Origin of the sequence: Peribacillus sp. NPDC101481 (assembly GCF_044767165.1) — a bacterium.
GTDB lineage: Bacteria > Bacillota > Bacilli > Bacillales > DSM-1321 > Peribacillus.
In genome coordinates, this window is record NZ_JBIWNJ010000001.1 from 1,377,247 (window position 1) to 1,389,581 (window position 12,335).

A 12,335-nucleotide genomic window follows, 5' to 3' on the forward strand; every position below is an offset into this window, starting at 1 on the left:
ACTCACATCTATTAATTTACTACAAATTCGATGAAATAAAAAATGATTTTTCGAAAAAATTTAAATTAGCGGTTTTCAATCGGTACGTATTTTTGCATACCTGGTCCAACATACTCTGCACGCGGACGGATAAGGCGGTTGTTTGAATATTGCTCAAGGATATGAGCGATCCAGCCTGAAGCACGGCTTACAGCAAAGATTGGTGTAAATAGGTCATGCTCGATACCTAAACTATGGTATACAGAAGCAGAATAGAAATCCACGTTCGGCGGAAGGTTCTTTTGACCGGTTACGATTTCATGAATTTTGATGGACATATCATAATATTGCGGTTGTCCAGTAAGTTCAGTCAGTTTTTGTGACATTTCTTTAAGGTGTTTAGCACGAGGATCACCTTTACGGTATACACGGTGGCCAAAGCCCATGATTTTTTCTTTATTGGCTAATTTTTCGTTGATATATGGCTCAACGTTATCAACTGAACCAATTTCTGTAAGCATTTTCATGACTTGTTCGTTAGCTCCGCCGTGAAGAGGGCCTTTTAAAGCGCCGATCGCAGCAGTTACACCAGAATAGATATCAGCTAATGTAGCCACACAAACGCGTGCAGTGAATGTAGAAGCGTTTAATTCATGGTCAGCATGAAGAACCAATGCTTTGTTGAATGCTTCTTCTTCGATTGCCGTTGGTTCGTTACCGCTTAACATATATAAGAAGTTAGCAGCAAAGCTTAAATCTGTACGTGGAGCAACAGCTTCTTTCCCTTGACGGACGCGAGCGAAAGTTGTTACCAATGTAGGGATTTTTGCTTGGATGCGGATTGCTTTACGATAGTTAGCGTCTTCACTCATTACATCTGCTTCTTCATCATAAAGACCAAGTAGAGATACTGCAGTGCGAAGAGCTCCCATTGGATGTACTTTATCAATTGGGTATGTTTTGAAGTGATTAACCACTTCAGCTGGAATTTCAGCATTTTCAGCAAGTTGTTTAGTTAATTCTTCTAGTTGGCTTTTGTTCGGAAGAGCTCCGTGCCATAAAAGATAGATTACTTCCTCGAATGTTGCGTTTGAAGCTAAATCATCGATGTCATATCCTACATACGTTAATGTGTCATCGATAATGGAGCTTACTGATGAAGTTGTTGCTACCACACCTTCAAGACCTTTTGTTGCTGTCATACTAAATCTCTCCTTTTCCTAGATATTCCCCTATGCCCTTGCTATTAGCGTATAAATGTAGCGCTTCCAAGAAATTAGCTTTTATAAACAACCATCTATTTTTTAGCAGAAGACATACACCTTGTATTGGAAGCGTTCACAGAATATGACCCCAACAATATAAAATGTACGATAATCTTTAATACGAAATTCTAAAAATAATGCTTGTAGCTATTCCTAGTGAGCGCTTGCTCAATAACTACATCTTTTTTTTAAGATTCCTCAAAAATATCAATGATATTCCGAATCCCAATTTTAATAAATCAGAGCAGTTACATGATTATTATAAACAATAAACACTTTTTTGGGAATGAAAAGCACTTAAAATGTGAAAAAATTATTATTTTATTAGAAAAATTAGCTACATATTCTCTTGCTTATTTTAATGCGATTCAATACGGTTTTTTTGAAAATTTGTCCCAAGGCAGAATAAATGAAACATTAAATAGAAAATTTATATTACCGGGACTGACGGACTTTTAAGCCATTAGCCATTCGCTTCATTTAAAGAAATTGAATATCTGCATGCATAAATAAGCAATTCCCGCCCCGATTAACGGACCGACAGCCACACCTTTGAATAATGCGACCGCAAGAATCGTCCCAAAAACAAGAGCCGTGGTAATGTGCGGATCATGTGATAGGAGCGTAATCCCATTTTTTGCTATGAGCGCAACGGCTATTCCAGATGCAAGCGCAATCCAGGCATAAGGAGATTTTATCGCGTCTCCTAGTTCCTTGAAACCTATCGCCCCGTTTGCTATTGGTATCAGTACGGAAATCGTAATGATCGTAACGCCCAGGTTGATTCCTTTCGCTTCCAGGTATGGAAACACTTTGGCATCAAGGCCAATCAGTTTCATGATTAAAAGAAAACCCGCAGCCATGATCAGTGAAGTATTTTTCCCAAACCAACCTATTGCAGCAAGCAGAATTAAAAATACGACAGGACCGTTGATCATTATCCCTTCACCTTCTTCCTTTCTTTTTTGTTATTTTAACATAACAAACTCCCTTGTTTCCTAGGAGAAAAATGATTTATGGAACGATGTATCGGCGAAAAAAGTTAAGCCGAAAGATGAAAGAATCTTTCCTTTCTTTTCCATCATCGTTACAATTATAATACAAACTTTATGATTGAAGGAGGATATGACTTGAATCCGGTATATATGTATCGTTTCATTCGCTCTTTACTGGTCGTTGGAGGGGTTATTTTAGGCGGGATTGCCGTGTTTTATTTATCTAAATATACATATCCATTCATCATTGCCATGATAATCGCTTTCTTGATGAATCCCCTGGTCACTTTTTTCGAAAGGAAAGGGAGGCTGCCCCGAGGATTGGCTGTATTCGTTTCCCTGTTACTCATTTTCCTTTTATTTGCAGGTCTTATCACTTTACTTGTTGCCGAGATCATTTCAGGAACCAATTACCTTGCCGGAGTCATCCCGAAACACATTGAAACCATAGTGGATTATATAGAAACATACATAGCGTCCACCATCATCCCTTTATATAATCAAATAGCTGCCATGTTCAATAATTTGGATATCGAACAGCAAGACACCGTCCTCAAGAACATCCAAAATATCGGTGAGTCCATCACTACCGGAGTAAGCGGCTTCATTCAAGCTTTCTTGAAGAACATCCCCACAATCATCGGATGGTTTCCAACTACAGCAACAGCACTCCTTTTTACCCTGCTGGGCACTTTCTTCATCAGCAAAGATTGGGATACCTTTGGCCGAATGACCGGAAAAGTGTTGCCTGATAAGATTTTTGCAGGTGCAAAGCGTTTATTCAAGGATTTAAAAAGGGCTTTGTTCGGGTTTATCCGGGCACAATTCACTCTTGTTTCATTGACGACTGTCACGATTTTAATCGGATTTCTCATTTTAGGGGTGAATTATTCAATTACCATTGCCTTGATATGCGGGCTGGTCGATATCATCCCCTATTTAGGGACAGGTACGATTTTCATTCCATGGATCATCTTTGAATTCATCGCCGGTAATACAAGTCTCGCAATCGGTTTGTCCGTCCTTTACATAATCGTCGTTGTCCAACGCCAGCTAATAGAACCAAAAGTACTTTCTTCCAGTATTGGTTTGGATCCGCTTGCCACTCTCATCGCCTTGTTCATAGGCTTCAAATTGATCGGTTTCCTAGGTTTGATTGCAGGACCTGTAGTGCTTGTCATATTCAATACACTTCAGCGTGCAAATGTCTTCAAGGCCATATGGACTTTCATCATCGGGGATACAAAGAAAACAACTTAAGTTGATCAAGAATATCCTTAGCATTCACCGATTTCCATTTAAAAATCCGCCTCGGGTACAAGGCGGATCTTTGGTTTTACGCTAAAATTATTTTGACGTCTCAAATTGTTCTGTTTCAGTGGAACCTGCAAGTGCTGTTGTGGATGATGTTCCACCAGAAACGACTTGTGCCACTTCATCAAAGTAACCAGTTCCCACTTCACGCTGATGACGTGTTGCTGTATAGCCGTCTGGCTCACTAGCGAACTCCGCTTGTTGAAGTTCTGAGTATGCAGCCATGCCGCGGTCTTTATAACCAAGAGCAAGATTGAACATGCTATGGTTCAATGAATGGAAGCCTGCAAGTGTAACGAATTGGAATTTGTAACCCAATTTACCCAATTCCACTTGATAATTGGCAATCTCTTCATCACTTAATTTCGCTTTCCAGTTAAATGATGGTGAACAATTGTAAGCAAGCAGTTTGCCCGGGAACTCTGCATGGATCGCTTCGGCAAAGCGGCGAGCATCCGCTAGATTAGGTTCAGAAGTCTCACACCAGATAAGGTCGGCATATGGAGCATAAGCAAGACCTCTTGCAATTGCTTGGTCAAGACCTGCGTTCGTGCGGTAGAATCCTTCCGGAGTCCTTTCACCCGTGATGAATGGTGCATCGACCGGATCAATATCATCAGTGATCAAATCTGCAGCATCAGCATCCGTACGGGCAATCAGAATAGTCGGTGTACCCATTACATCGGCTGCCAATCGGGCAGAAACTAAATTGCGTACTGCCGTTTGGGTTGGAAGAAGAACTTTACCGCCTAGGTGACCACATTTTTTCTCGGAAGAAAGCTGGTCTTCAAAGTGAACGCCTGCCGCTCCAGCTTCGATCATGCCTTTCATTAATTCGAAGACGTTAAGGGAACCGCCAAAGCCTGCTTCAGCATCTGCCACGATTGGTGCAAACCAATCGATATCATCTTTTCCTTCAGCAAAGCTGATTTGGTCTGCACGCTGAAGTGTCTGATTAATGCGTTTAACCACTTGCGGTACGGAGTTGGCTGGATATAAACTTTGATCAGGGTACATTTGCCCTGCGATGTTAGCATCTGCCGCCACTTGCCAGCCGCTTAAGTAGATTGCTTTTAAACCAGCTTTCACCTGCTGCATGGCTTGGTTACCAGTCAATGCTCCTAATGCATTGATGAAATCCTCTGTATTTAATAGATTCCACAGTTTTTCAGAACCACGGCGTGCCAATGTTTGTTCAATATCGATGGAACCCCTTAGTTTAATAACTTCTTCTGCCGTATAAGGACGCTTGATTCCAGTCCACCGTGAGTCATTTTCCCAGCTTTGTTGTAATTTTTGCGCTCTCTCATTCATCATCATTATTTCCTCCTAATTTATATTATATTTTTTTGAATATTAAGATAATTTTTCGTATGCCGCGTTGGTTAAGAAATCTGCAAAGTCATCCGCTTCAATCAATTGTTCAAATAGTTTAGTAGACTCTTCAAACTTTCCTGATATGAAAGTTTCTTCCCCTACTTCCGATTTAATGACCGCCAATTCTTCTTCTTTGATTTGATGGAATAATTCCTCGGTTATTTTCCTGCCATCTTCGAGAATGCCTTTTGGATGACGGATCCATTGCCAGACTTGAGCCCTTGAAATTTCAGCGGTTGCAGCATCTTCCATTAAGTTATTGATGGGTGCCGCACCTCTGCCGCTTAGCCAAGAGGCGATATATTGGATGCCTACGTTAATATTCGTCCTTAATCCTGCCTCTGTAATCGTTCCTTCCGGTACAGCAAGTAGCTCTTGAGCTGTTACATGGACATCTTCCCGTTTTCGGAAAATTTGATTCGGTTTTGGGACGAGCAGGTCAAAAACCTCTTTTGCCGTGCTTACCATACCTGGGTGGGCAACCCATGTTCCATCATGACCGTCTCTTGCTTCGCGTTCTTTATCTGCCCTTACTTTCGCAAAAGCCTCATCGTTCTTAACCGGATCATTTTTAACAGGAATTTGCGCGGCCATCCCGCCAATTGCAGGAGCATTACGAGTGTGACATGTTTTGATTGCCAGTAAGGAATACGCCCTCATATTCGGGACGGTCATCGTGACCTGCTGCCTGTCTGGGAAGATAACATCATCCGAGTGACGGAATTTTTTCAGGAAACTAAAGATATAGTCCCAGCGGCCACAGTTCAGGCCTGCCGAATGTTCTTTCAGCTCGTACAGAATTTCGTCCATTTCGAATGCAGCAAGAATCGTTTCTATCAAGACCGTTGCCTTGATGGTTCCTTGCGGAATTCTCAAATCGTTCTGTGCATATACGAATATTTCATTCCATAATCTTGCTTCGAGATGACTTTCCAATTTTGGCAAGTAAAAGTATGGACCGCTTTGTTTTTCAATCAATGCTTTTGCATTGTGGTAAAAGTACAGTCCAAAGTCAAAAATGCTTGCTGATATAGGCTGTCCATCCAAAAGGACATGTTTTTCCTCTAAATGCCAGCCGCGCGGCCTTACTTTTAAGACAGCTGTTCTTTCATTTAATTCATACACTTTACCATTTGGATTTTTAAATGAGATGGTTCCGCGGATTGCATCGCGCAGATTCAATTGACCATCAATGCAATTCTCCCAAGTGGGTGAATTGGCATCTTCAAAGTCCGCCATGAATACATTGGCACCTGAGTTCATGGCATTAATGATCATTTTACGATCGACAGGTCCAGTGATTTCAACCCTGCGGTCCTGCAAATCATTCGGAAGGGCCGCAATTGTCCAATCACTTTCACGAATATGCTTCGTTTCTTCAAGGAAATCAGGAAGCTTGCCTTGATTCAGTTCTTCCTGAACGCTTTTCCGCCGTTCCAGAAGTTCTGCCCTTCTTCCACTGAAATGCCGTTCAATTCTTCCAATGAATTGAAGAGCATCCGTTGTAAGTATTTGTTCATATCCTGGCTTAATGCTGCCTGTAATTTGTAAGCCTTTTGCTTCCGTAATCATGTTGCCTCTCCACATCCTTTCCAACTCTTCTATGTTATAATACAGTTGTTTTATTTCCTGTTTGTATTATATAACACGTTGTATAAATTTGTCACCAGTTTTTTCTAAAAAATCTAAAAAAAGATTTTTTAGCATGGAAAAGCCTGTTTTACCAATGTTTCCAAGGAGTTAATAATTTTTAAATCCTGTTATTATACACATTTCATTCTCATGGAAATCATCATTTTATGGTGAAACAGAGAAAATCCATTTACATTGAAACTCCCATTTTAATGAAAGCAAAAAAGCACCCTATAAAAAACTTGGATGCTTTTGTTTGACCTTTTTTCCAGACCAAAAAGGCTGCCTAAAAGCTTGAGCCTTTAGACAGCCTTATATTATTTATGCCGAATGATGGTAACTTTCCCTTTATTCATTCTGTTCATGATAAATCGGATAACAATCGGTTTGAGGAGATTCCGGGTTGGCGGAAACACAAGGATCAATCCCATGATATCCGAGATGAGCCCAGGGGACAGCAACAGTGCAGCTCCGATAAAGATACAGATTCCATCAATGATTTCATTTCCTGGCATCATACCGTAACGAATCTGTTCCTGTGCCTTTTTCCATGTTTCCATCCCTTGCCGTTTAGCCAAATAGGCTCCGATCAAGCCTGTGGCTACAATCAGGAACAGCGTTGGCCAAAAACCAATCAGATTGCCTGACAGCAAAAGGACAATAATTTCAACGACCGGCATCGCAATGATAAACATTAAAAAATATTTCATCTACATTCCTCCTGCACAGCCCATTTCTGGTGCGGTACATCCATCTTACCTCATTGGCACGGAATCAGCCAAAATTTCGTTTTACAGTACGTTGGCATGTCCATCATAAATGACTCCGCGACCTGCATCGACTGTTATTCTTTGACCATCCTTGAAAACCTTGGTCGCGTCCTCCGCCCCAACGATGACCGGTATGCCCAATGTGACTCCTACAACAGCTGCATGGCTTGTCAAACCGCCTTCTTCAGTAATCAATGCCGCACACTTTTCAATCGCCGGCATCATTTCGCGGTCCGAACCGATCGTAACCAATACAGAGCCTTCCGTCACTTTTTCCAAAGCTTCCTTGGCATTCTTAGCGATAACCACTTCACCTTTAGCTGATTTCCTGCCGATTCCTTGAGCCTTCAAAAGAACCTCTCCTAACACATGAATTTTCATCAAGTTAGTCGTACCTGTTTCACCTACAGGTACACCGGCTGTAATGACGACTAAATCCCCATGGGAAACTAAGCCAGAATGCAAGCTTTCATCTATTGCGGTTTGAAGCATTTCATCGGTAGTCGTTGCTTTTGGACCAATCTGCGGATAGACTCCCCAAACCAATGCAAGCCCTCTTGTAACATGATCATTGGATGTAACCGCAATGATCGGTGCTTTAGGGCGGTATTTGGAAATCATCCTTGCCGTATGGCCGCTTTCCGTAGGGGTGATGATTGCCCCTGCATTAAGATTAAGCGCTGTATGGGCAACGGATTGGCCAATAGCATCAGTGACATTATGACGGTTCACTTTGCTTCTGACTGATAATATATCCCGATAATCAAGGGCAGTTTCAGCACGTGAAGCAATGTTATGCATCGTTTGCACCGCTTCGACAGGATAGGTTCCAGCAGCTGTTTCGCCAGAAAGCATGATTGCATCCGTTCCATCAAATATGGCATTGGCCACGTCACTTGCTTCTGCACGGGTCGGCCTTGGGTTACGCTGCATCGAATCGAGCATTTGTGTAGCCGTTATGACTGGTTTCCCAGCATTATTACATTTTTTGATCATTTGTTTTTGGACTAATGGCACTTCTTCTGCAGGAATTTCCACTCCCAAGTCTCCACGTGCTACCATCAAGCCATCTGAAACTTCCAAAATTTCATCAAGACGGTCTACGCCCTCTTGATTTTCGATTTTTGGGATGATTTGAATATGTTCCGCTCCATTTTGCTGTAATAATTCACTAACTTCAAGCACGTCGGAAGCTCTGCGTACAAATGAGGCAGCAATGAAGTCGATACCCTGTTCGATTCCAAAAAGGATATCCTGTTCATCTTTCTCCGTTATGCCAGGCAGGTTTACCGAAACCCCAGGAACATTCACGCCTTTTTTGTTCTTGAGTGTACCGCTATTCAAGATCTTCGTATGGATTTCTTTTCTTACCTGATCTATCTTCAACACTTCAAGCCCGATCAATCCATCATCCAAAAGGATTTTAGATCCTGGGTGGACATCATGCAGAAGCCCTTCATAGGTAATGGAGAATTTTTCAGGTGTTCCCAGGACTTCATTCATGGAAATAATGACTTCATTGCCGGCTACAAGCTCTATAGAATCATTTTCCATATTATTTGTTCGTATTTCAGGTCCTTTTGTATCCAACAGGATGGCAACCTGTTTACCCGCTTTTTCGCTAGCTTCCCTTATATTGCGAATTCTAGCGGCATGTTCTTCATGATTTCCATGAGAAAAGTTAAGACGTGCCACATTCATCCCTGCTTCTATTAATTGAACCAGCTTTTCTATACTTTCACTCGCGGGTCCAATCGTACAAACAATCTTGGTTTTACGCATGTGTCATCCTCCTTTAAGGAAAACTCGCCGCCTGTCCACCTTTTGAAGACAGGGGCGCAGTGTTTTATGTCCTCTATTTAAATACCCAATTCTTTAAAAAGCAATTCCTATCAATAATGATTAAATCGATAGCTCTGCAGATAAATCATACATCTTCTTGTCAATTGTATGCGGTTTAGCAAGGGCTTCGATGATATCATAATCAACAAGTTGATTTTGTTCTATCCCTACAGCCCTGCCTCCTTTTCCTTCAAGAAGCAATTCAACCGCTCTTGCTCCAAGGCGGCTTGCCAATACCCGGTCATTAGCCGAAGGAGATCCCCCGCGCTGAACATGGCCCAGGACAGTTACACGGGTTTCAATTCCTGCTTTCGCCTCAATACTCCTGGAGATATCAACGGCACTTCCAACACCTTCAGCTACTATGATGATACTGTGCTTTTTCCCTCGGTCATGTCCGCGGTTCAGCTTTCCAATCAAATCATCTATTTCATATTCATATTCAGGACAAAGTATCGTTTCAGCTCCGCCAGCCAATCCAGCCCAAAGCGCAATATCGCCGGCATCTCTTCCCATCACTTCAACTACATAAGTCCTTTCATGAGAAGTAGCCGTATCCCGAATTTTATCGATAGCATCGATGACTGTATTCAGGGCCGTATCGAAACCAATCGTAAAGTCCGTACCCGGTATGTCATTATCAATTGTTCCAGGAACTCCGATACAAGGAAAGCCCCTTTCCGTTAAAGCTTTCGCTCCGCGGTAAGAACCATCGCCACCAATTATGACAATGCCCTCGATACCAAGTTTATTCAATTGTTCAATCGCTTTCAGCTGGCCTTCCTCTGTCTTAAATTCCGGACAGCGAGCCGTATGTAACATCGTTCCGCCTCGATGGATGATATCCCCGACCGACCCAAGTTCTAGCTTCTTTATATTTCCATTTATTAGACCCTGATAACCATGATAAATCCCGAAGACCTCTATTTCATGAAAAATTGCTTTCCGGACAACTGCTCGGACTGCCGCATTCATTCCTGGAGAATCTCCTCCACTTGTCAATACACCTATTCTTTTCATAAATGTCACCTCTCTACAGCACTAATCAATTTCAAGCTCCATTATATCATTGTACCCTTTTTCATGCCTCAATAAGCAGTAGTTGTTTCACTTATGCTCACATGATGTTATAAGCCTAACCGATTCTCTTCAGAAATTGAAGTAAAATGGCGTAAAAGTTTACATTCTACACACAAACCATATTCTTTACTCGTTTCGGTAATGAATACATTTGCGCCCATGAAAGGATGAAAAAACGTGTTGCCCCAGGCAGCACGTTTTTCCATTTACAAAATGTGTTTATGAATGCTGTTCCACTTCCTTAGGTTCGCCCTCAGGTTGTTTTGCAAATTCATATTCACCGATTTTCTTGAATTTCATATAACGCCGGTTGATAAGATCATCACTGTTCAATGGCAGAAGTTCCTTGAATGAACGTTTCAGGATATCCTTGATGGCTTCAGCCTGTAAATTCGAATCCCGATGGGCGCCGCCCCTCACTTCAGGAATGATCTCATCAATGACTCCTAAGCGATTTAAGTCGGGAGCCGTGATTTTCATCGATTCCGCAGCCCTCTTAGCCTGGGAGGCATCCTTCCACAGCAAGGCTGCAGCCCCTTCTGGGGAAATTACCGAATATGTTGAGTTCTCAAGCATGAAAATTCGGTCTCCGACGCCAAGTGCCAATGCACCTCCGCTTCCACCTTCACCGATGACTATACTGATTACCGGTACCTTCAGCCCTGCCATTTCGAATAGGTTTTTCGCAATGGCTTCACTTTGCCCGCGCTCTTCAGCAGCTTTACCAGGGAAAGCTCCCTTCGTATCAATGAAACAAATGATCGGCCGGTTGAATTTTTCAGCCTGTTTCATCAGACGCAATGCTTTTCGGTAGCCTTCAGGATGGGGCATGCCAAAGTTACGACGGATGTTTTCCTTAGTATCCTTACCTCGTTGATGGCCGATGACCGTCACGGCAAGTCCATCAAATTCCGCGATTCCAGCGACAATCGCTTCATCATCCCCATAATAACGATCACCATGAAACTCGATGAAGTCATTGAATAATAGCGGAATGTAATCAAGCGTAGTCGGACGTGCTGGATGCCGGGCAATCTGAACACGATCCCACGGTTTAAGATTGTTATAAATATCCACTTCCAGCTTCTCTAAACGCTTTTCCAATGTTTCGATTTCAGCTGTAAGATCTACATCAGCATCCTTCGAAATTGACTTTAGCTCTTTAATCTTATTTCTCAGGTCCGTAATGGGACGCTCGAACTCCAATTCGTAAATCATAACCATTCACCGCCCGGGGCATGGATTTTAAGGATCGTCGTCAAAGTTTCCTTCATTTCCGTACGTTTGACGACCGCATCCAATTGGCCGTGCTTCATCAAGAATTCAGCCGTTTGGAAATCTTCAGGAAGCTCTTCATGGATCGTCTGTTCAATGATCCTTCTTCCCGCAAAACCAATAAGGGCTCCAGGCTCGGCTAGATTAATATCGCCAAGTGACGCGAAACTTGCCGAAACCCCGCCTGTGGTAGGATGGGTCATCATTGATATGATCAGTCCACCTTCATTGCTGAATATCTTGAGTGCTGCACTTGTCTTTGCCATTTGCATCAAGCTTAAAACACCCTCCTGCATCCGAGCGCCGCCTGATGCGGTAAAAATGATGAACGGAATCTTCAACTCACCTGCACGTTCAATGGCACGGGTAATTTTTTCCCCAACAACGGATCCCATGCTCCCCATCCGGAAATTCGAATCCATTATGGCTGTTGAAACTTGGTACCCATTGATGCTTCCAACTCCTGTTACAACCGCCTCATTAATCTTGGCTTTCTTTCTATCTTTTTCCAACTTTTCCAGATAATCCGGAAATTCAAGCGGGTTAACTGAAATCATTTCTTTATCAAATTCATTAAAACTGCCGGCGTCGAATAAAAATTCGATGCGCTCATGGGAAGACATCGAATGGTGGTGCCCGCAATGTAAACAAACTTTCTTGTTTTTCACCAATTCTTTTGTATACATGATTTTTTTACAGCCGGTGCACTTTGTCATGATTCCTTCTGGTACATCTTGTTTCTCCCGATCTAAAGGAACCGTTGCATATTTCTTCTTAGACTTCGCAAATAGCTCTTTAAGCAAGCT

At 42.3% G+C, this 12,335-nt stretch carries 10 protein-coding genes; 1 reads left to right on the forward strand and 9 read right to left on the reverse strand.

Annotated elements, in window-relative coordinates; translation table 11 throughout:
• Nucleotides 1–65: 65 nt before the first annotated feature.
• The gene (gene citZ, locus ACIROD_RS06620; protein ID WP_095390768.1) at nt 66–1,181 is read right to left on the reverse strand and encodes a citrate synthase; all 1,116 of its coding nucleotides are present in this window, start codon (nt 1,179–1,181) and stop codon (nt 66–68) included.
• A gap of 539 nt (nt 1,182–1,720) precedes the next feature.
• Entirely contained in the window at nt 1,721–2,182 is a 462-nt protein-coding gene (locus ACIROD_RS06625) for a DUF441 domain-containing protein (RefSeq protein ID WP_101222907.1), read from the reverse strand.
• A gap of 192 nt (nt 2,183–2,374) precedes the next feature.
• Here ACIROD_RS06625 and ytvI point away from each other — a divergent pair, with 192 nt between their 5' ends.
• Nucleotides 2,375–3,499 (forward strand): sporulation integral membrane protein YtvI, encoded by a 1,125-nt coding sequence (gene ytvI / locus ACIROD_RS06630; RefSeq protein WP_101222908.1) that lies wholly within the window; start codon nt 2,375–2,377, stop codon nt 3,497–3,499.
• Nucleotides 3,500–3,586: 87 nt separating this feature from the next.
• On the opposite strand, the gene aceA is transcribed toward ytvI, so the two are convergent.
• The 7 genes from aceA to accD all read right to left on the reverse strand — a co-directional run bounded on the left by aceA (nt 3,587) and on the right by accD (nt 12,332).
• Nucleotides 3,587–4,870 (reverse strand): isocitrate lyase, encoded by a 1,284-nt coding sequence (gene aceA / locus ACIROD_RS06635; protein ID WP_101222909.1) that lies wholly within the window; start codon nt 4,868–4,870, stop codon nt 3,587–3,589.
• A gap of 39 nt (nt 4,871–4,909) precedes the next feature.
• Nucleotides 4,910–6,502 carry a malate synthase A gene (gene aceB / locus ACIROD_RS06640; RefSeq protein WP_260358300.1) on the reverse strand — a complete coding sequence of 531 codons (1,593 nt, stop codon included), beginning with the start codon at nt 6,500–6,502 and terminating at the stop codon, nt 4,910–4,912.
• Between the two features lie 377 nt (nt 6,503–6,879).
• Nucleotides 6,880–7,272 (reverse strand): FxsA family protein, encoded by a 393-nt coding sequence (locus ACIROD_RS06645; RefSeq protein WP_034309123.1) that lies wholly within the window; start codon nt 7,270–7,272, stop codon nt 6,880–6,882.
• 81 nt (nt 7,273–7,353) lie between these two features.
• Nucleotides 7,354–9,114, reverse strand: coding sequence for a pyruvate kinase (gene pyk / locus ACIROD_RS06650; RefSeq protein ID WP_101222911.1), 1,761 nt, complete (start codon nt 9,112–9,114; stop codon nt 7,354–7,356).
• Between the two features lie 120 nt (nt 9,115–9,234).
• A complete protein-coding gene (gene pfkA, locus ACIROD_RS06655) occupies nt 9,235–10,194 on the reverse strand; it encodes a 6-phosphofructokinase (RefSeq protein ID WP_137018174.1) in 960 nt (319 codons plus the stop codon).
• A gap of 279 nt (nt 10,195–10,473) precedes the next feature.
• Nucleotides 10,474–11,472: an acetyl-CoA carboxylase carboxyl transferase subunit alpha gene (accA, locus tag ACIROD_RS06660; protein ID WP_402938881.1), complete on the reverse strand. Its 999-nt coding sequence runs from the start codon at nt 11,470–11,472 to the stop codon at nt 10,474–10,476.
• Nucleotides 11,469–12,332 carry an acetyl-CoA carboxylase, carboxyltransferase subunit beta gene (gene accD, locus ACIROD_RS06665; protein ID WP_101222914.1) on the reverse strand — a complete coding sequence of 288 codons (864 nt, stop codon included), beginning with the start codon at nt 12,330–12,332 and terminating at the stop codon, nt 11,469–11,471. Before accD ends, accA begins: the two co-directional genes overlap by 4 nt.
• Nucleotides 12,333–12,335: the final 3 nt, after the last annotated feature.

Coding starts and splice junctions, on each gene's coding strand:
- citZ (WP_095390768.1), bottom strand. CDS start 1,181: ATGACAGCAACAAAAGGTCTTGAAGGTGTGGTAGCAACAACTTCATCA.
- ACIROD_RS06625 (WP_101222907.1), bottom strand. CDS start 2,182: ATGATCAACGGTCCTGTCGTATTTTTAATTCTGCTTGCTGCAATAGGT.
- aceA (WP_101222909.1), bottom strand. CDS start 4,870: ATGATGAATGAGAGAGCGCAAAAATTACAACAAAGCTGGGAAAATGAC.
- aceB (WP_260358300.1), bottom strand. CDS start 6,502: ATGATTACGGAAGCAAAAGGCTTACAAATTACAGGCAGCATTAAGCCA.
- ACIROD_RS06645 (WP_034309123.1), bottom strand. CDS start 7,272: ATGAAATATTTTTTAATGTTTATCATTGCGATGCCGGTCGTTGAAATT.
- pyk (WP_101222911.1), bottom strand. CDS start 9,114: ATGCGTAAAACCAAGATTGTTTGTACGATTGGACCCGCGAGTGAAAGT.
- pfkA (WP_137018174.1), bottom strand. CDS start 10,194: ATGAAAAGAATAGGTGTATTGACAAGTGGAGGAGATTCTCCAGGAATG.
- accA (WP_402938881.1), bottom strand. CDS start 11,472: ATGATTTACGAATTGGAGTTCGAGCGTCCCATTACGGACCTGAGAAAT.